The 19405-nt window shown below is 70.2% G+C and carries 19 protein-coding genes and 1 pseudogene; 8 read left to right on the top strand and 12 right to left on the bottom strand.

The annotated features are described in order from the left end of the window. Positions 1-172: 172 nt before the first annotated feature. The gene (locus tag AB0J97_RS43775) at positions 173-2557 is read right to left on the bottom strand and encodes a phosphoketolase family protein (protein WP_364101134.1); all 2385 of its coding nucleotides are present in this window, start codon (positions 2555-2557) and stop codon (positions 173-175) included. Positions 2558-2658: 101 nt separating this feature from the next. On the opposite strand from AB0J97_RS43775, the gene AB0J97_RS43780 reads away from it, so the two are divergent. After that, complete coding sequence (locus AB0J97_RS43780) at positions 2659-4422, top strand: AMP-dependent synthetase/ligase (protein ID WP_364101002.1); 1764 nt, start codon at positions 2659-2661, stop codon at positions 4420-4422. 26 nt (positions 4423-4448) lie between these two features. After that, positions 4449-5552 (top strand): acyltransferase, encoded by a 1104-nt coding sequence (locus AB0J97_RS43785; protein WP_364101137.1) that lies wholly within the window; start codon positions 4449-4451, stop codon positions 5550-5552. Positions 5553-5771: 219 nt separating this feature from the next. On the opposite strand, the gene AB0J97_RS43790 is transcribed toward AB0J97_RS43785, so the two are convergent. The 6 genes and pseudogenes from AB0J97_RS43790 to AB0J97_RS43815 form a co-directional block, all read right to left on the bottom strand. Further along, positions 5772-6230 (bottom strand): hypothetical protein, encoded by a 459-nt coding sequence (locus AB0J97_RS43790; protein ID WP_364101005.1) that lies wholly within the window; start codon positions 6228-6230, stop codon positions 5772-5774. 341 nt (positions 6231-6571) lie between these two features. Further along, a complete protein-coding gene (locus AB0J97_RS43795) occupies positions 6572-6940 on the bottom strand; it encodes a serine hydrolase (protein WP_364101140.1) in 369 nt (122 codons plus the stop codon). Positions 6941-7070: 130 nt separating this feature from the next. After that, positions 7071-7790: pseudogene (locus AB0J97_RS43800) on the bottom strand (serine hydrolase domain-containing protein); the annotation flags it as partial. Positions 7791-8061: 271 nt separating this feature from the next. Next, positions 8062-9192, bottom strand: coding sequence for a serine hydrolase domain-containing protein (locus AB0J97_RS43805; RefSeq protein ID WP_364101009.1), 1131 nt, complete (start codon positions 9190-9192; stop codon positions 8062-8064). A 384-nt stretch (positions 9193-9576) separates the two neighbouring features. Next, a complete protein-coding gene (locus AB0J97_RS43810; protein WP_364101012.1) occupies positions 9577-10152 on the bottom strand; it encodes a helix-turn-helix domain-containing protein in 576 nt (191 codons plus the stop codon). Positions 10153-10183: 31 nt separating this feature from the next. Then, positions 10184-10978, bottom strand: coding sequence for an alpha/beta hydrolase (locus tag AB0J97_RS43815; RefSeq protein WP_364101015.1), 795 nt, complete (start codon positions 10976-10978; stop codon positions 10184-10186). Between the two features lie 75 nt (positions 10979-11053). Here AB0J97_RS43815 and AB0J97_RS43820 point away from each other — a divergent pair, with 75 nt between their 5' ends. The 6 genes from AB0J97_RS43820 to AB0J97_RS43845 all read left to right on the top strand — a co-directional run bounded on the left by AB0J97_RS43820 (position 11054) and on the right by AB0J97_RS43845 (position 15424). Then, positions 11054-11272 (top strand): hypothetical protein, encoded by a 219-nt coding sequence (locus AB0J97_RS43820; RefSeq protein WP_364101018.1) that lies wholly within the window; start codon positions 11054-11056, stop codon positions 11270-11272. Positions 11273-12025: 753 nt separating this feature from the next. After that, positions 12026-12544, top strand: coding sequence for a hypothetical protein (locus AB0J97_RS43825; RefSeq protein WP_364101021.1), 519 nt, complete (start codon positions 12026-12028; stop codon positions 12542-12544). A 400-nt stretch (positions 12545-12944) separates the two neighbouring features. Beyond that, the gene (locus AB0J97_RS43830; protein ID WP_364101024.1) at positions 12945-13757 is read left to right on the top strand and encodes an SDR family oxidoreductase; all 813 of its coding nucleotides are present in this window, start codon (positions 12945-12947) and stop codon (positions 13755-13757) included. A gap of 185 nt (positions 13758-13942) precedes the next feature. Then, positions 13943-14371 carry an RICIN domain-containing protein gene (locus tag AB0J97_RS43835; RefSeq protein WP_364101027.1) on the top strand — a complete coding sequence of 143 codons (429 nt, stop codon included), beginning with the start codon at positions 13943-13945 and terminating at the stop codon, positions 14369-14371. A gap of 113 nt (positions 14372-14484) precedes the next feature. After that, positions 14485-15003, top strand: a complete 519-nt coding sequence (locus AB0J97_RS43840; RefSeq protein ID WP_364101030.1) for a hypothetical protein — start codon at positions 14485-14487, stop codon at positions 15001-15003. 76 nt (positions 15004-15079) lie between these two features. Then, on the top strand, positions 15080-15424 hold the full coding sequence (locus AB0J97_RS43845; protein WP_364101033.1) for a hypothetical protein: 345 nt from the start codon (positions 15080-15082) through the stop codon (positions 15422-15424). 20 nt (positions 15425-15444) lie between these two features. Here AB0J97_RS43845 and AB0J97_RS43850 read toward each other — a convergent pair whose 3' ends face one another. The 5 genes from AB0J97_RS43850 to AB0J97_RS43870 are packed head-to-tail and all read right to left on the bottom strand — an operon-like array spanning position 15445 to position 19315. Next, complete coding sequence (locus AB0J97_RS43850; protein ID WP_364101036.1) at positions 15445-15759, bottom strand: integrase core domain-containing protein; 315 nt, start codon at positions 15757-15759, stop codon at positions 15445-15447. Then, on the bottom strand, positions 15722-16591 hold the full coding sequence (locus tag AB0J97_RS43855; RefSeq protein ID WP_364101039.1) for a TauD/TfdA family dioxygenase: 870 nt from the start codon (positions 16589-16591) through the stop codon (positions 15722-15724). Before AB0J97_RS43855 ends, AB0J97_RS43850 begins: the two co-directional genes overlap by 38 nt. A 22-nt stretch (positions 16592-16613) precedes the next feature. After that, positions 16614-17405, bottom strand: coding sequence for an ABC transporter ATP-binding protein (locus AB0J97_RS43860; RefSeq protein WP_357700112.1), 792 nt, complete (start codon positions 17403-17405; stop codon positions 16614-16616). Then, positions 17389-18423 (bottom strand): ABC transporter substrate-binding protein, encoded by a 1035-nt coding sequence (locus AB0J97_RS43865; RefSeq protein ID WP_364101042.1) that lies wholly within the window; start codon positions 18421-18423, stop codon positions 17389-17391. The genes AB0J97_RS43860 and AB0J97_RS43865 overlap by 17 nt, the downstream gene beginning before the upstream one ends. Before the next feature lie 31 nt (positions 18424-18454). Beyond that, the gene (locus AB0J97_RS43870) at positions 18455-19315 is read right to left on the bottom strand and encodes an ABC transporter permease (protein WP_364101045.1); all 861 of its coding nucleotides are present in this window, start codon (positions 19313-19315) and stop codon (positions 18455-18457) included. Positions 19316-19405 lie beyond the last annotated feature (90 nt).

Raw genomic sequence — 19405 nt, forward strand, 5'->3', positions numbered from 1 at the left:
TCGAAAGGCGCGCCCTCGGAGCCCTGCCGCTCGTACCAGGCGCGGAGGAACGCGTCGAACATCTCCTTCCAGGCCGCCGCGTGCACCGCGCGGGTGGTCGTCAGCACGCCGTCGAGGTCGAACAGGACGGCGTCGAAGTCCTGGAGCGGGATCGAGGGCCGGACCACCGCGCTCAGCCCTGCTCGGCCCAGTCGCCCAGCGACCAGTCCCGCACCTCCGGCATGTCCTGCAGGTGCTCGACCACGTACTGCTGATGGCGGTGGAGCTGATCCTCGCACCAGGCCTTCAGCTCGCTCGCCCCGGCCGGGGTCCGCCGCGCGGCGTTCAGCGCGTCGATCACCAGGTGGTACCGGGACGCCCTGTTCCGCACCACCATGTCGAACGGGGTCGTCGTCGTGCCCTCGTCCACGAACCCCCGCACATGGAACCGGTCCGCGTCCGGCCTGCCGTGCACCAGCTGGTGGATCGCGCCCGGGTAGCCGTGGAAGGCGAACAGCACGTCCACGTGATCGGTGAACAGCTCCCGGAACAGGATGTCGTCCATGCCGTTCGGGTGGACCGTGCTGGGCGGCAACGCCATCAGATTGACGACGTTGACCACTCGGGTGGCGAAGTGCGGCAGCCGCTCGCGCAGGATGTTCGCCGCCGCGACGGTCTCCATGGTGACCACGTCCCCGGCGCACGCAAGCACGATGTCGGGGTCCGACCGCCCGTCCTCGGTGCCCGCCCAGGGCCATGCCCCGGCCCCCCGGGTGCAGTGAGCCACCGCTTCGTCCATGGTCAGCCACTGCAGCTGCGGCTGTTTGTCGATGACGACGAGGTTCACCTGCGACCGCGACCGCATGCAATGGTCGGCCACCGACAGCAGCGTGTTCGCGTCCGGCGGCAGGTAGACCCGGCTGATCGTGCCGCGGTGGGTGATCACGTTCTGGATCAGGCCGGGCCCCTGGTGGCTGAAACCGTTGTGGTCCTGGCGCCAGGCGGTCGAGGTCAGCAGCATGTTCAGGCTCGGCACCGGAGCCCGCCACGCCAGATGGCGCGCCTCCTGCAGCCACTTCCCGTGCTGCACGGTCTGCGAGGCCGACACCATGGCGAACACCTCATACGTGGCGAACCAGCCGTGCCGGCCCGTCAGCGTGTACCCCTCGAGCCAGCCGTGGCAGGCGTGCTCCGAGAGCACCTCCATCACCCGGCCGTCCCGCGATATCGCGACGTCCTCCTCGGTCACGCGCTCCGCGAACGCCCGGTCGGACGCCTCGAACACCGCCCCGAGCCGGTTGCTGTTGGTCTCGTCGGGGCAGAAGAGCCGGAACCGGTCCGGGTTGCGCCGGTAGACGTCGCGCATGAGCTCGCCGAGCTTGCGGGTCGACTCGGCCTGGTCCCGGCCAGGCGCCTTCACCGGCACCGCGTAGTCGCGGAAGTCGGGCAGGTCCAGGTCGACGGTGAGCAGGCCCCCGTTGGCGTGCGGGTTGCCGCTCATCCGCAGCCCGTCCTGGGGGTTGATCGCCTGCATCAGCGGCCGGGGCGCGCCGCGCTCGTCGAAAAGCTCTTCCGGCCGGTACGAGCGCAGCCAGCCCTCAAGGATTCGCAGGTGCTCCTCGTTGCCCTTGACTCCGGCCAGCGGCACCTGGTGGGAGCGCCAGGTGCCTTCTATCTGTACGCCGTCCACCACGTCCGGCCCGGTCCACCCCTTGGGCGTCCTCAGCACGATCATCGGCCACCGAGGCCGGGTGCCGTCCCAGTCGCCGCCGCGGGCCGCCGCCTGGATCGCCTTGATCGACGCCCACGCCCGCGCCAGCGCGGCGGCGAACCGGTGGTGCATGCCGGGCAGGTCGTCACCCTCGACCTCGATCACGTCATACCCGTGCCCGGTCAGCAGGGACCGGACCTCGTCCCTGTCCTTGCGGGCCAGCAGGGTCGGCCCGGCGATCTTCGCGCCGTTCAGGTGGAGGACCGGTAGCACCGACCCGTCGCGGGCCGGGTTCAGGAACGAGATCCCGTTCCACGACCCTTCCAGCGGAGCGGTCTCCGCCTCCCCGTCGCCGACCACCGCCAGGGCGATGAGGTCAGGGTTGTCCATCACCGCGCCGAACGCGTGCAGCAGCACGTAGCCGAGTTCCCCGCCCTCGTGGATCGAGCCCGGGGTCGGCACCGACGCGTGGCTGGGGATCCCCCCGGGCGCGGAGAACTGGCGGAACAGCCGCAGTAGCCCCTGCTCGTCCATGGTGATGTGCGGGTAGGTCTCGGTGTACGTGCCCTCCAGGTAGCTCGCCGCGACCAGCGTCGGGCCGCCGTGCCCGGGGCCGGCCAGATAGATCATCTGCTGCCCGGTGTGCTGGATCAGCCGGGACGCGTGCGCGTACACCAGGGCCAGGCCGGGGCTGGTGCCCCAGTGCCCGAGCAGCCGCGGCTTGATGTGCTCGTCGGCCAGGGGCTCGCGTAGCAACGGGTTGGCCATCAGGTAGATCTGGCCGACGGTCAGGTAGTTGTTGGCGCGCCACCACGCGTCGACCGCGGCGACGTCGTCGTCAGTGGGATGGGCGAGCCGGTTCACCAGGTGGTTATGCCCCGGCCATCCTGGTCAATGCCACGTTTGTCCTTTCTGACCTGGGGAAACAGGCTGATGACCGTCCTGTTCTTGCGCGGGGGAGATGGACGATGCGTGTTCTCGCGGCCCCGGTCACCGTCGATTCCGACGCCCAGCTCGCCGATGTGGTGTTCGCCGAGGACCGGGTGAACGGCGATCGGGTTCTGTTCCGGCGCCGTTCGGGTGACGGCTGGCGTCCGGTGACGAGCAGGCGGTTCGCGGCCGACGTCCGCGCCCTGGCGGCCGGCTTCATGGCCGCCGGGATCCAGCCCGGCGATCGGGTCGCGCTGCTGGCCGCCACCCGCTACGAGTGGACGCTGGTGGACTACGCCCTGTGGACGGTGGGGGCGCTGCCCGTCCCGATCTATGAGACCTCCTCGGCCGAGCAGGTCGCCTGGGTGCTGGAGGACGCCGACCCGGTTGCGGTGGTGGTCGAGACCGAGGCGCATCGCCGGCTGGTCGAGAGCGCGCCCGGGTCTCCGCGGATCTGGCAGTTCGACGGCGGCGGGCTGGACCGCCTCCGCGCGGGCGGCGCGGACGTGAACGACGCTCAGCTGCTCGAACGCCGCCGGGCGGTGTCGGCCGACGACCTGGCGACGATCATTTACACCTCGGGCACCACCGGCCGCCCGAAGGGCTGCATGCTGACGCACCGCAACCTGCTGCACGAGGCCCGCGCCGCGATCGACAGCCTGGAGCAGATCTTCGGCAAAGACGCCTCGACCCTGCTGTTCCTGCCGCTGGCGCACGTGTTCGCGCGGGTGATCCAGGTGGCCTGCGTGCAGCGCGGCGTGGGCCTGGCGCACAGCGCCGACCGTTCTCGGCTGACCGAGGATCTGGACGTGTTGAAACCGACGTTCCTCCTGGCGGCGCCCAGGGTGTTCGAGCGGGTCTACCACGGTGCCCAGCAGAAGGCCCAGAAGGAGGGCAAGAAGAAGATCTTCGACTGGGCCGACCGGACCGCCGTCGCCTACAGCCAGGCGCTGGAGGACGGGGGGCCAGGCCTGCGCCTGCGCCTGGGGCACCGCCTGGCCGACCGGCTGGTCTACCGGCGGCTACGGGGCGCGCTCGGCGGGCGGGTCGGCTACGCCATCTCCGGCGGAGCGCCGCTGGGCGTCCGGCTTGGCCACTTCTTCCGCGGCATCGGCGTCACCGTGTTGGAAGGGTACGGACTGACCGAGACCAGCGCGGCCGCGACCGTGAACCTGCCCGACGAGCAGAAGATCGGCACGGTGGGGCCGCCCCTGCCGGGAGTCGAGATCCGGATCGACGACGACGGCGAGATCCTGATCAAGGGCCCGGTCGTGTTCCAGGGCTACTGGCGCAACGAGCAGAAGACCAGGGAGACCATGACCCCCGACGGCTGGCTGCGTACCGGCGACCTCGGGGTAGTGGACGAGGACGGGTTCCTCACGATCTCGGGTCGCATGAAGGAGATCATCGTCACCGCCGGCGGTAAGAACCTCGCTCCGGAGCCGCTCGAGGATCGCCTGCGCACCCACCCGCTCATCAACCAGGCGGTGGTCGTCGGCGACCGGCGGCCGTACACCGCCGCGCTGATCACCCTGGACGCCGAGGCGCTGGCGTCTTGGCAGCAGGCCACCGGCCGGACCTCGGAGGTCGAGCCTCATGAGGACCCGGAGCTGCTGGCCGAGCTGCAGAAGGCCGTGGACGAGGCCAACAAGGCGGTGAGCCGGGCCGAGTCGGTGCGTAGATTCCGGATCCTGCCCATCGACCTGACCGAACAGAACGGCTACCTGACCCCCACACTCAAGGTCAAGCGTTCCCTGGTCCAGAAGGACTTCGCGGACGACATCGAGGAGCTGTACCGCTGAACGGTCCACGATCGCAGCTGGACCGGCTGGTCGAGGCCACGCCGGCGTCCCGCGACCGGGTCGTCGACGCCGCCCGCGCCCTGTGCATCGTGGTCGTCACCCTCTGGCACTGGACCTTGTCGGTCACCCACCGCACCCCCGATGGCAGCCTGGGCATGCCCAACCCGATCCACACCGTGCCGGGCGGCTGGCTGGCCACCTGGGTGCTGCAGATCATGCCGGTGTTCTTCCTGGTCGGCGGGTACGCCAACCTGGTCGGCTGGGAGCGGGCCCGGTCACGCGGGACGTCCGCCGGCGAGTTCGTCCGCCTCCGGCTGCGTCGGCTGCTGTGGCCGACCGCCGTCTGGGCCCTGGTCTGGCTGGCCGGTGAGCTGATCGCCGCCGTCCTGCCCGGCCCGCACCGGTGGATGTGGGAGTGGTTTCCCGGCTACCTGACGCCGTTGTGGTTCCTTGGCGTGTACGGCGCGCTGATCGCCACGGTGCCGATCACCGCCGGTCTGCACCTCCGCTACGGAGCCTGGGTCCTGGCGTCGCTCGTGCTGCTGATCGTCCTGGGCAGTGTGGCGTACCGGGGAGCCGGCCTGGGCTGGGCGGGCTGGGCGACCGCCGCGGTGGTGTGGCTGTTCTGCCACCAGCTCGGCTACGCCTGGCGCGGCTGGGACCTGGGGCATCGGCCGCTCGCGCAACGGCTGGCGATCGCCGGGGCGGGGCTGGCGGGGCTGGTCGGACTGACGTGGGGAGCCGGCTATCCCCTCTCCATGGTGGGCACCATCGGCGGTGAATCCAACCTCTTCCCGACCAACGCCACCATCGCCGTCCTGGCCGTCTTCCAGCTCGGGCTGCTGACCCTGATCACGCCGCCCGCCGAGCGCCTGCTGCGCCGGCCGGGCGCCTGGAAGCCGGTGGTGGCACTCAATGTGGTCGCGCTGACCATCTTTCTCTGGCACATGACCGCATACCTGGTGGTGGTGTGGGCCTATGAAGGACTGGGCGGCACTCTGCCGGCGCTGCCGACCGCCGGGTGGTGGAGGCAGCGCTGGCTCTGGCTCCTGGCCCCATCGGCCGTGCTCGGCGTGCTGGTCATGCTGTTCGCCCGCGTGGAGCTGGCGGCCCGTCGGCCCCGCAGGTGATGCAGGACACCTCCCGCCGACAGCGCCCGACGCGCCGTTCGCGCCTCGGCCACCCTCGCCAACCCCTTCGCACGCTGCTCCGCCGTCATCGCCGGCAGGTGCATCAGGCACCGCTCCTGTAGGGATCGGCTGGTCGGCGATTCCCTTCAGACATCACGACGTGGCCGCCTTGGCCGGGCACGCCCTGTCACCGGCACCCGCCAAGGCTGTGCCTCTAGTTCAGAAGAACGTGCCCCGCACGGGAATCACCCCGCCGGACGCCACGCCCTCCGAGCAGGCGCGCAGCATCTGCCCAGTGATGTCGTCCTGTTCGCCGGCCGGCCGGCCCGGCGGCAGCACCAGCAAGACCATCTGGCGGCGGGCCTTGGCCGCCTTCCTCCACTCGACATCCACACCGCCGGTAGTGGCGTCGGCGCGCCACCACGCTGCCGTCCCGCGGCGGGTGAGCTCGGCGACGCGGCCGCGCTCCATCCGCACCTGCCACCCCGTGATCTCATCGATGGCGCCGCGCGTCAGGTCGACCGGCCGCAGGCCCATCGACAACATGTCGGCCACGTACCCCGGCGTGCCGTAGGGGTGGAACGCGCCCGGCTGGATGACCAGCAACGGAAAGATCGCGTCGCGGTGCCGGACAGAGCCGGAGGTGCCCCGGTCCGGCTCGCTCCCGGCATCGGTCATCCGTGGCGCAGGATCGCCGCCCCAGGTGGGCAGGCCCGCCCGGAGGCGGGCCGCGTTCAGCTGCGAGCGGCACCGAGGTCGCCTGGACGGCACGGTCACGGCGCGCGTGCTGGTCGATCGTGAACCGGACCGGGGTCAGGACGAAGACGACGCCCTCGCCGATGAGCTTGGCAAGCTCGCCCTCGACGACGACCTCGACGACGACCTCGACGACGACCTCGCCGACGGCCTCGCTCCGCTGGTATCCCGGATTCGGCGGCTCAGATCACCTGCCGGTCGAACTTGTGGCCCGGCCTCTTCCCGCCCTTGCCACCAAAGGGCTTCGAGCGTTGCCGCGCCTGCTATCGCTCGGCGCACAGGGCGGTGTCCAGGGCGGCGTTGACCTGGTCGGCGGCGGGTTTGGTGTAGGGCATCGCGGTGACGGCGACGGTGGCCGCGCGTCCGTCCTCGGTGGCGCCGTTGCGAACCTCGTAGCCGGAGATGTCGCCGCCATGGGCCCAGGCGTGGCCGCCGCAGCTCAGTTCGATCTTCATCAGGCCGAGCCCGTAGCTCCAGCCTTTCGGGAATCCGGGCGCGGCGATGGTCTGCTTCATCTGCCGCAGCAGGTCGGGCTTGAGGAGCCGGCCGTCGAGCAGTGCGCCCAGGAAGCGGTTGACGTCGCGGGGAGTGCTGATCATCTGTCCGGCCGCCCATGCCCAGGACGGGTCCAGCTGTGTGACCTCGGCTAGTTCGGCGCCCGGCTCGTTGGTCTTGGCCCGGTAGCCCTTGGGGTGGGGGGCCGCGGATGTCCTGCTCGCCGACGCCTGGCCAGTAGGTGTCGCGCAGCCGGAGTGGAGTGATGATCCGGTTGGCGATCTCCTCGCCGAGGGGCCGGCCGGTGATCTTCTGCACCAGCAGGCCGAGCACGATGTATCCGGTGTTGCTGTAGGCCCAGCCGGTGCCGGGGGCGAAAGCGGGCTGGCTGGTCAGGCCCACGTCGAGCACGTCGCGGGGTTCGAAGTAGCGGTGGCGGGCCTGGGTCCACGATGGCCAGGAGCCGAGCAGATCGTGTTCGTAGTCGGGCAGGCCGGCGGTGTGCTGGAGCGCCTGGCGGACGGTGAAGCGGCGGCCGTCGTTGCCGTTGGCGCGGATCAGGCCGGGCAGATAGGTCTCGACCGGGGCGTCGAGGTCGATCTTGCCCTCTCCGGCCAGTTGCAGGACGACCGTGGCGAGGAAGGTCTTGGTGGTGCTGCCGATGCGTACCTTCCCGTTGCGGGGGACCTTCGCCCGGGTGGCCAGGTCCGCCACGCCTGCGGTGTAGTCGCGCACGCGCCCGCCGCGGTCCCGCGTCGAGGCCAGAGTGCCCGGGAAACCGCCGGTGCCGACCAGGTCTTCCAGAGCCGTCTGTACGGCGTCGGGCGGGCGGGCCCGCGCGCCGGCCTCGGCGGCGGCCGGGGCGGCGGCCAGGCCCAGGGCGCTGAGGGCGACGGCGGCCGCGGTGGCCGGGGCCAGGGCGCGGCGCCACCGGGGGGCGGCCGGCGGGGGCGTGAGGGCGGCTCTGGTGGGGTGGGACGGCGACATCGGTTCTCCGTGGTGACGGTGTGGTGTGACGGGAGGGGGTGAGGAACCTGCGATCGGGATGTGCACGGCTGGTGGGGAAGAGATGGCGGCTGCGCCTGCTCTTGGGGAACGTCTCCCGGGCACGGGCTGACGGCGGGGGCGGGACGTGGCCCTGAGCCCGTGTCGCCGCAAGATCCTGCTCGTGCTGACGGCTGCCCGCAGGTTCCTCCGCCCTGGATGCCGTCAGACGCGCCCCCTGCCCCGAGGTCGAACCCTCGGGGCAGGGGCGGTCTCAGGCGCAGAAGGCGGCGTCGATCGCCTTCTCGAAGGGAGCCTGGTCGGTCTGCGGCTGCTTCTCGTTGACCGACAGGGCCAGCGTGGTGCGGCCGTCGGGGGTGGTGTAGGCGGCGGTGAGGTAGCCGGGGATGCCTCCGGTGTGGCCGATGATCTGCTTGCCGCAGCTGGTGGACTGCACCCTCAGGCCCAGGCCGTACGCGCCGATCTGGGAGTTGACGAACAGGCCCTTCTTCATCTCGGTGAGTTGGGCGGGCTTGAGGACCTTGCCGGTGGCCAGGCTGTGGAGGAAGGTCGTCAGGTCCTTGGTGGTGGTGATCATCGCGCCGCCGGCGCTGGCGATGCTCGGGTTGAGTCGGCTGATGTCGACGTATTGGCCGGTGCTCTTCTTGATGTAGCCGTGGGCGTGCGGCCCGGGGATGGAGGTGGAGTAGATGGGAGCGGAGGTGTCGCGCAGGCCCAGCGGCTTGATGATGCGCTTGGTGACCTCGCTCTGCCAGCTGTTGCCGGTCACCGCCTTGATCAGCATCCCGGCCACCAGATAGCCGGTGTTGGAGTAGGAAAAGCGCGTGCCGGGCTCGAAGTTCAGCGGCTTGGCCAGCGCGGCCGCCACCAGCTGCTCGTCGGTGAACCGGGTGAAGCGCAGCTTCAGGTACGGCTCGCCGACGGTGGGAAACTCCGGCATGTCGGTGTAGCTGGGGATCCCGGCGGTGTGCTGCAGGATCATCCGCACCGTGATGTCGTTCTCGCGTGGCAGCAGCCCGGGCAGGTAGGTGGCGATGGGCTCGTCCAACTTGATGCGTCCCTCGCCGGCCAGGTGCAGCACGGTGGCCGCGGTGAAGACCTTGGTGGCGCTGCCCATGCGGAACAGCCCGTCAGCCGGGACGGGGCGGCTGTCGCCGATCCGGGCGGCCCCGGCGCGCAGCACGCGCTGGTTGCCGGCCTCGGTGAGCCTGGCCTGCACTCCTGCCACGTTGCCGGTATCCACCAGTGCGTCCATCGCCTTCTGCAGCGAGGCGGTTGTGCTCGGCGTCGTGGCCTGGGCGGCGTGCGCCGGGACGGTGGCAAGGACTGTGCCGGCGGTGGCGGCGGCGAGAGCGAGGGCGAGGGTCTTGGACGTGATGCGCATGAAGTGACTTCTCCCGAATGGTGATGCAGCGCCGTATCGGCGCTGGTCATCACGTTATGGGCGGCGATCACAGTGAACGATCCCGCCAGCTGCCCAATGCTCACTGGCATGGACGGCTACATCCTGGTAGGGCCTACCCCACCAGCACGCGCCGCGCGCCAGGGCGGGCAGCGACGATGGGCGGGCAGGACCTCCAGCAACCCCCTGGCGGCCCTCGGCGTCGTCGCCTACAGGACGCGGCCGCTCACCGTGTCCTGCTCGGCCCTGGTCGTGGGCGTGGCCAGGATTCAGCTATTCCGCGGCTTTTGTGAGCGTCCCGGTGCGCCTGGCGGTCGAGACGGCCGGACGGAGGGCCGGGTCGGATCCACTCGACGGAGGCGGGAGTCAGCGACCCATATGGAGTTGGTCCGCAGGCGGTGTCTTGCGCCAGGGCTCGGATCGCTCGTGGGAGGCGCAGATCGCCCTGCGCGACGTCGCGGCCTGGACCCCGGCGAGCGATGAAGCCGGCCATGCGACGTCGTCGACCGCGAGCCACGGCGCGACCGCCAGGGCCGTGGGCGTGAGCCCGGCGAACGTCGCGACCTCGCGGTGAAGGTGGGACTGGTCGACGTAGCCGTTCTCGGCGGCTACGCGGGAGGCGGCGTGACCCGCCGCGAGAAGGTGGGCGGCGTGGTGGAAGCGCACCAGCCGGGCGGCGCGTCCGGGGGTGATGCCGAGCTGGGACCGGAAGCGGGACCACAGGCGCTTGCGGCTCCAGCCGACCTCGTCCGCCAGGCCGTCGACCCGCACCCGGCCCCGGGTGGACAGCGTCCGCCGCCAGGCGCGGGCGACCTGGAGGTCGACCCGCGGGTGGTCGCCCAGCCGCCGGCCCAGGATGTCCACCGCCATCGTCAAGCGTTCGTCCCGCGACGTGGCGGTGTGCAGCCTGGCCTTGTCCGCCCACGCCCGGTCAGACGGCATTCCGGCAGGCGACACATGGCCAGTCCAGACATCAGGGGTTACGGGTCGTCGTCGGCCCCGCCGCCGTGAAGTCCAGCAGCAGTTCGCCGATCGTCTCGGGCGCTTCCAGCATGGGTAGGTGACCGACGCCGGGTAGCAGCTCGACCCGCGCGCCCGGCACCGCGTCGTATCGGTGCGCCGACGACGGCTCCCAACGGGGGTCGGCAGCACCGAAGATCACCTGCACGGGGATCCTGAGGGCGGCGAGCCGTTCGGGCATGCTGCGTTCGGCGATGTAGGCGGTGTTCTGGTGTAGCACCGTCCGCATCACGCGGTAGGTGATGCTGCGTACGTCGGCGACCACGTCGTCCGGGAGGTCAACGGGGCGGACGGCCGTCGCGCTGATCCCTTTGCGGATCATCGCATCCGACCGCCTCGGCCAGATGAGCGGGCCCAGCGGCGGGGCCAGCAGCACCCGGAGGATGAACGGCTGCCGCAGGAGCGCGTCCGGACTCGGGCCACTACTGATCAACGCAAGCGAACCCACGAGGTCGGGACGTTGCTCGGCCAGCGCGGTGGCGACGTAGCCGCCGCTGGAGTGCCCGGCCACGGCGACGTGACGAAGCCCGAGGTCGTCCAGCAGCGCCGCCACCTGACCCGCCTGCGCGGGCACGTCGTACGACGGCGCGGGCGGGGACTGGCCGCAACCCGGGAGATCGACCCGGATGACATGATGGTGACCGGCCAGCGCCGGGACCACCGGACCCCAGAAACCGCCCGAGGCCCCCGACCCGTGGATGAGCAACAACGGCGGCGCCTGCCGCGGGCCGTCATGGACCACGTGCATCCCATGCGAACGTGCAATGTCGTATTCACTCATGCGGCGACTCTGCACGCGCGGCCGTCCGCCAGTATTGGACGAATGTTCCCGCGCAACGGCCGTGCCGAGGTCCCAAGGCCGGAACACGGCCCGGCGGGCTCATTCCCGCGCGGCGGAAGCCATGGAGATGTTCCAGAAGCCGGCGTAACGGCCGCCCTGGGCGAGCAGTTCGTCGTGGCTGCCTTCCTCCACGATCCGGCCGCCGTCGAGGAAGACGATGCGGTCGGCGCGCCGGACGGCGCGGATGCCGGACGTGGCTGACCGGGGTCTGCCTGCGGCACTTCACCGGCCAGTGCGATGGGCAGGCCCTTGCCCGCGCCGGCAGGGGGTAGTCACGTCACGCCGCTCCCGGGTGTCGGCCAGGCCAGCTCGACCGTGGCCCTCGCCCCCTCATACGCCGCCCCGGCTGAGCGGGCGCGGTAGTCGTCTGGGGCGAAGGACGGCGGGCGGGCATCTCGCCAACGGGTGTCTTCCATCGGGGGCGCATCGATTCTCCGGGATATGCCCTGCCGTGGACACACACCGTGACACGCTGGTTCCATGCGGTCGAGGACCTTCGTCAGGATGGCGTGCTTGGGCCTGGCGGGCACCACCGTGACACTGGTCGTACTCGGCCACCAAGATCTGCAGGAAGTCCTATCGGTATGGCTGTCCGGGCGCCAAACCTCGGGCAGCACGCTGTGGGGCCTGTCCATGGTGTGGTGGGGGCGAGGGGGAAAGCTGTCGCAGTTCCTCGCGGGCTGCGTGGTGGTCCTGGACTTGATCGGGCCGGATCGACTCCGTGCCATCGGAGTACGAGCGAGGGAAGAATGGCGATGTAACCGAGAGATGGCCCGTCGCATTCGCGAGCAGGCCCCGTTGCTCAAACTTGAGGCCGATGTAACAAGGCATGTAATGTGTTCTCAGGATCATGTGGCTTATGGGTATTCGCTGGGTAGGTGGTACTTGCGGGAGTTGCCCTCTGAGTAGCTGAAGTTAATCCATCTGGGCAATCAGCCGTGGATCACTAAAGAAATGATCCAAACCCTCCGGATTGAAATCGCCGACTCGGTGCCCACCGCACACTCCTGCGACATCGAACACGAGATCCTCTGCGCTGCGCAATTCGATTATGTTAAGGACCGCATAAGCGAGTTCATCTGCGCTGCACTGCCGGCTCGCCAGCGCCAACTCTTCATCAGGCGCAATCAGGCTCAGGTTGTCGAAACCCGGGGATCGATTCTACTCGTCTTTTGCGCGGTGCTTACGCTGCCATGCGGCATATTCTTGGGGAAGATTGCCTTTGAGTACGGCCTGATCCCCTCGCGAGGCGCTGGAGTCACCGTGTTCGCCAGCGCTCTCCTGATATGTGGAAGTATTTTCATCCTGGTCAACAAAAGTGTTCAGATCGGGTTGTGGTCCCAATTCATCGCTACCAGGGTCGCCGAATTCACCGCCGATCTCCTCGACCGCGCCAACCCCGGAAATATTCTGCGCTGGCTCGCTTTCGGCATGTTCATTACTGGGTTCGCCGTTGACCTGCTGGCCAGCTAGTCCGCTGCGATGATAGTACGTACGCCTACCGGGCATGACAGTCTCCTGGATCACATTCCTGCGAAGCGTGGCACCGCACACGCGCTCAGCGCGGCGAAGACTCTGATCCCCACCACACGACTCGGGGTGGCGGGACTGGCGCAGGGAGCTCGGCTGATCTCCGGCCTGCAGTCCGGGACCGGCCGCGCCCTCCTTCGCCTCACCACGAAGAGCGCGCGCCTTCACAACTGGAAGTCGGCGAACCGGGTGGCCCCGGCGAACAGCGCGTCACGCACGATCAGCAGGCTCTCTAGCCTCGTTTGCATCACGCAAGTGCGCTCTCGCGTGCCGGGCGGCCGCCATGGCCGCGACCGCGGAGCCTGCCTGTCCATCCGGAAGAACGATCATGTGGAGGTCACCGATGAGCGGATCGCTGCTCAAGGACAAGAACGCCGTCATCTACGGAGGCGGCGGCGCGATCGCCGGAGCCGTCGCACGGGTCTTCGCCCGGGAAGGCGCGAGGGTCTTCATCGCCGGTCGGACGCAGGCCAAGCTCGACGCCGTGGCCCGTGACATCGCCGCCACGGGCGGAACGGCCGAGACCGCCCTGGTCGACGTGCTCGACCAAGAGGCGGTCGACAAGCACGCCGACACGGTCGCGGCGACGGCCGGCGGCATCGACATCGCCGTGAACGCCGTGAGTGTCCAGCACGACCAGGGGACCACGCTGGCGGATTTGTCCCTGGAGGAGTTCATGCGGCCGATCGACGGCTTCTTGCGGACGTTGTTCATCACCAGCAAGGCTGTGGCCCGGCACATGGGAGGCGAGCGCGGCGGTGTGATCCTCACGCTGTCGGAGCCGGGCGCCAAGCTGGCCGTGGGCGGCATCTTGGGGCACGCCGTGAGCGCGGCCGGCAAGGAGGCGTTCTCCCGAATTCTGGCCGCGGAGCTGGCACCGAGCAACGTCCGGGTCATCGGCATCCGTCCGCACGCCGTCGTCGACGCGCCGGCCGCCGGCTCCTACACCAAGGAGCTCTTCGAGCAGGCCGCGGCAGCGGCCGGGCAGTCGGTCCAGGAGATGCTGGAAGGCGGGGCGATGGCGCAGGGGACGCTGCTCAAGAGGCTGCCGACGCTCTCCGAGATCGCGGAGACGGCCGCGTTCCTGGCTTCGGATCGAGCGGGGGCCATGACCGGCACGATCGCCAACCTGACCAGCGGCGCGATCGTCGACTGACTTCAGGCCCGCCGGGCGGTGGGCGCGCGGGGGAGCGGTGGTCGAGGGGGCTACCGCCGCCTTTCTGCAGCGGGACCTCTGTCCGGAAGCGGTCACGGCCGGAGGGTGATTTCGGGTGCGTAATCGTCTCTTATGGAGACGAGGCGGCGCACCGCCACCTCCCGCTCCCGTTCGAGAGGACCTTTATGGACATCCCGGTCCGAGCCACCCTGATCAACAAGAAGTCCGGGCTCGCCCTCGACATCGCACAATGCGACATGGCCGACGGTGGCTGGGCGATCCAGTGGACCCCGCACGGCCGGACCAACCAGATCTTCCGCCTGGAACCCGCCGAGGGCGGCTACAAGTTCATCGCCGAACACTCCGGCAAGGCCCTGGACGTCACCCTGGCGAACCAGAACTCCGACTTCGCGATGCAGTGGAGCATCAACGGCAGTCCCAGCCAGATCTGGTACCTCAAGGAGCAGGAGCCGGGCGTCTACCGGCTCATCGCCAAGCACTCAGGCAAGGTGCTGGCGGTCGCGAACGCCTCCACCGACCCGGGCGCGCGCGTGGTGCAGTTCGACCAGGGTCGTGACGAGAACGAGCTCTGGCTGCTCAAGGCCGTTCCCTAGAGCCTGACGGCGGTCCGGTGAGGTACCTGGGCCGCGACGGCGGCAGTTCCCGCCGGGTGACGAGGTTCGGCAGCGCGGCCTCGGGAACGGGGCCGATGTGCCAGGCTGGGCGGATGACCACCTTCGCCCAGCTTCGCAAGGCCGCCCTTTCCTGTCCCGAGACGGCCGAGCACGTCATCGACCCAGGAATCGTCGCGTTCACGGTGCATGGGAAACGGTTCGCGTCGATGGGCAAGGACAACCTGGTGGAACTCCGTCTCCCCGCGCCGGATGCGGAAGAGGCGCTTGCCGCGCATCCGGCAGCGCAGCGGCTGGATCGCGACGCGACGCCGGTCGGCGTTCGTGTCCCGATCGGAGACATCAACGGTCAGCAGCTCAACCACTGGGTGCGTCGCGCCTGGCTCGCGCAGGCACCGAGGCAACTGGCGGCGCGAGTGGCCGCGGGGGACGACGCGACGCCCGGCGAGGTCGGCGACCTGCCCAAGGCCATCGGAGGGCCCGCCACCCGGGCCCTCGCCGGCGCAGGCATCACCATGCTCACCCAGGTCGCCGCACTGACCGACGCCGAGCTGCTGGCGCTGCACGGAGTCGGCCCGAAGGCTGTTCGCGTCCTCCGCGAGGCGCTCACCTGAGGTCGCCGCTCCGTTCGATCGCCGGAGTCCGGCGCGCCTTGGATCTTCTTTTCGCAGATCCACCATGGGCCCGTCGGTGGGCCTGTACGTGATGGACGAGGCGCAGGCCCTTGTGCCGGCGACGCCGAAGACCGAAGCGCTGGCCAGCACGCCGACCCTGGCCTCACAGGCGCGTAAGTACGGCCTCGGCCTGGTCGTCGCTACCCAGACACCGCGCGGCCTGCACAACCACATCGCGGGAAACGCCACAACGCAGTTCATCGGGAGAATCAACAGCCCCACGCAGATCGAGGTGGTCAAAGGGCTGGCGCGAGCCCGCGGAGGCCGCGCCGACCGAGTCGGACGCCTGGAGACTGGACAGTTCTATGCCGCGAGCGAAGGCATACCCTGTGCGGTGCCGAAACGCGGACACTGCTGTTGAGCTGGCCGTTTGCCGGACGGTCAGGCTGCTCTGCGGTACTCGCTGATCAGCCCGGTGACGGTCCTCCGGCGGTGGATCCGGGTGGCCACGTCGATCACTTCGCTGGGGTCGTGCAGCGGAGGGCGGAGGGTGCGGCCCTGATGCGGGCGATGATGGTTGAAATGGTGTTCGTGCTCGGTCAGGACCTTGCGCAGGTGCCGCTCGCCATGGATGAGCAGGTGATCGAGGCAGTCTCGGCGTAGTGTTCCCACGAATCGTTCGGCGAACGCGTTCGCTCGTGGGGACGGGCCGTTCCCTTCAGCGGGGGGACGACGGTCCGAACGGCCGGTCGCCACGCAGCGTGATGCGGTGCATGACCCGGCGGGCGGTGCCGTAGTCGCGGTTGGCGTAGTGGGCGGTGCTGCGGTTGTCCCACATGGCCACGTCGCCGAGGCGCCAGCGGTGGCGGATGATGTGCTCCGGCTTCGTCAGGTGGGCGTAGAGCAGGTCGAGGATGTGACGGCTCTCAGCCTCGGAGACGCCGACGACGTGCGAGGTGAAGCCGGGGTTGACGAAGAGGCCCTTGCGCCCGGTCTCGGGGTGGACGCGGACGACGGGGTGCTCCACCGGGTCCAGCCGGGTGACGACCTCGCCCTCCCAGACGCTGCCCTTGCCGCCGCGCCGCTGGGCCAGGTAGTAGCCGAACTCGCGGTTGCCGTCGTGCACCGCGGTGAGCTGGTCGGCCAGTTCCCGTACGGGTGCGGCCAGTGAGTCGTAGGCGAGCTGGCTGTCGGCCCAGCTCGTGTCCCCGCCGGTGGGCGGCAGCACCACGGCGCGCAGGATCGAGCCGAGCGGCGGGCGCGGCATGAAGGTGACGTCGGTGTGCCAGACGTCGGCGAAGCCGTTGTCGGCGCTGTCGAGCTCGTAGATCTCCGGGTGCGTCTCGTCCACGCCGCCGACGACGGGGTGGGAGGCGGTCAACTCGCCGAGGCGGCGGCCCAGGGCGACCTGGCCGTCCTCGTCGAGGCTCTGGCCGGAGAAGAACAGTGCCTTCCACTCGACGAGGGCGGTTCGTACCGCGGCCAGCTCCTCGTCGTCGGCGGTCGCCAGGTCGAGCCCTTCTATCCGGGCGCCGAAGTGCGGTCCGAGCGGGCGCAGGGTGAGCGTGGCGGCCAGGGATGTGGACATGTGCGCTCCTGTTCTGTGGTGGTCATCCGGCGGCCTCGCGGACGGCGTGGCTGACGGTGGCACGCAGGGCCGTGTACTCGGGGAGGGCGCGGAGTTCGTCGGGCTCCAGGCCGGTGCGGGGCAGGGGGATGTCGAGGTCGAGGGCGATCTGGCCGGGCCTGCTGGTGAGCACGACGACGCGGCTGCCGAGGAAGACGGCCTCTTCGACGCTGTGGGTGACGAACACGGAGGTGCGGCCCGTCTGCTCGCTGACCCGGCGCAGGTCCTCCTGCAGCCGCTCGCGGGTGAGCGCGTCCAGGGCCGCGAACGGCTCGTCGAGCAGCAGCAGCGGATCGTCGCCCGCCAGCGCCCTGGCGATGGCCACGCGCTGCTGCTGACCGCCGGACAGCTGCCAGGTCCGGCGGCGGGCCACGTCGTGCAGGCCGACCCGTTCCAGGAGCTCTGGCACCCGGCGGGCGCGCTCCTCGCGGGGGACGCCCGCGTAGCGCAGGGCCAGCTCCACGTTGCCGCCCACGCTCTTCCAGGGGAACAGCCGGGGCTGCTGGAACACGATCCCGGCGCCGGTGCCGGGCACCGGCGCCGCTCCGGCGGTACGGACGACGCCGCCGCTGGGCCGCTCGAAGCCGGCGATCAGGCGCAGCAGCGTGCTCTTGCCGCAGCCGGACGCTCCGACGATCACGAGGAACGAGCCGCGGGGGACGTCGAGCGAGATCGGGCCGAGCGCGGTCACGATGTCCGTGCCCGTCCCGTACACGTGCACGACATCCTTCACGTGGACGGCGGTCTGCGTGCCGGCCTCAAGGGGTGAGGACATCGGGCAGCCCCTTGTTGTAGACGGCGTTCCGCACGGTCGCCAGGTCGGGTACGGCTTCGATCTTCTGCTGGTCCTTGAGGAACTGCGCGGCGCTGACGAGGTTCTCGGCCAGGGCGCCGGGCCGCTCGGGGGTGCCGAGCCACTCGGGGGAGGCCAGGTCGGCGGGCTTGAGGAAGACGCCCTGGGTGAGCTGGTCCTCGGCGTCCTCCTTGGTGAGGTTGAGCTCGGCGGCGACGGCGGCGGCGGCCTCGGCGCGGTTGTCGGCGATGAGCTGCAGGGCCCTCGCCTCGGCCTTGCGCCAGGCGTCCACCGCCTCTGGATGCGCCTTGAGGAACGCGGTGGACACCACCCCGAGGTCAAGCGTGGGCTTGCCGGCCGTGGCCAGTTCCCGGCTGGCGATCAGGACCTTGCCGTTCTTCTTCAGCTCCTTCAGGGTGGGCAGCCAGGTGTAGGCGGCGTCGATGTCGCCGCGCGTCCAGGAGGCAAGGATGTCCTGCGGTTCGAGGTCGACGATGGTCAGCTCCGACTCGCGCACGCCCGCCTGGCCGAGCGCGGCCAGCAGGCTGTAATGGGAGGTCGAGGCGAACGACGTGGCGACCTTCTTGCCGCGCAGGCCCTCGATCGCCGACACGCCGCTGTCGTTCCTGACGACCAGGGCCTCGTTGTCACCTGCCACGTCGAGCACGAACGCCACCTGGTACGGGATGTTCAGCGGGGCCGACAGCCCGCGGGCCACCGGGCTGGAGCCGATGGCGGCGATGTCCACGCTGCCGGCCACGAAGGCGGTGTTGATGCTGGCGCCCGAGTCGAACTTCGTCCACTGGATCTGATAGCCGGGCAGCGCCTCCTCCAGCCACCTCTTGTTCTTGACGATGAGGTCGCCGCTGGGGAAGGCCTGGTAGGCGAGGCGGATGCGGTTGGCCGCCGCGCCGCCACCGCCTCCCCGGGTCGCGGTGCCATCACCGCAGGCGGCCAGGACCGCGATCAACACGAAAGACAGCAGGAATCTCAGACGCATGGCGGCTTCCTCACGAGGGACGTGCGGCGGGTCACGAGCGGCCCCGCCAGGGGATGAGCCGTTTCTCCGCGACCCGCAGCAGACCGTCGATGAGCAGGCCCGACAGTCCGATGGCCAGCAGCCCCAGCACCACGACGTCGGTCTGCAGGTAACGCTGGGCGTCCCGGACCATGCCGCCGATGCCGGGCACGCCGTTGACCGTCTCAGCGGCGACCACGGACGAGTACGCGATGCCGACGGCCAGGCGGACGCCGGTGAAGATCTCCGGCAGCGCGTTGGGCAGCACCACGTCCCGGATGACGTCCCGCCGCGAGGCGCCCAGTGCCCTGGCCGCCTCGACCAGGTGGGACGGCGCGCCGTGCACGGCGGCGGCGGTGGCCACCGCGACCGGTGGCAGCGCCGCGATCGCCAGCAGCCACAGCTTGGGCGTCTCGTCGATGCCGAACCAGATGATGAGCAGGCTGAAGTACGCCAGCGGCGGCAGCGCCCGCACGAAGGTGACCACCGGCTCGGCCACGACGCGGATCCACGGCACGGTGCCGAGCACGACGCCCACGACGAGCCCGCCGGCCACACCGATCGCGGATCCGATGAGGATGCGCCGCAGGCTGATGCCCAAGTGCTCGACGAGCAGGCTGCCGCTGTAACCGCGGATGCCGTCGTGCGTCGTGGACAACCGCAGGAACTGCTCCCACACGGCACCGGGAGAGGGGATGAAGGAGGGATTGGCCGCCGCGGCCGCGGCGAGCTGCCACAGGCCGAGGAGCGCGGCCCCGGCGAGCCCGCGCACCATGGTCCTGCGGGTCGCCGGCCGCCATCGCCGGGTGACGGACGCCGGTCCGCCGTCGGGAACGGCGGTCGAGGGGGCGGCCGTCGAGGTGGGCGAGGTCACCGCCTCGGACGCCTGGTCGGGGGGCTCATGACCACGAAACTACGGCGACGCTCACCTAAAGTCAACATTTCCTACTAGCTATATCGGATA

The sequence above is a fragment of the Nonomuraea sp. NPDC049607 genome, assembly GCF_040675375.1.
Classification (GTDB): Bacteria; Actinomycetota; Actinomycetes; order Streptosporangiales; family Streptosporangiaceae; genus Nonomuraea.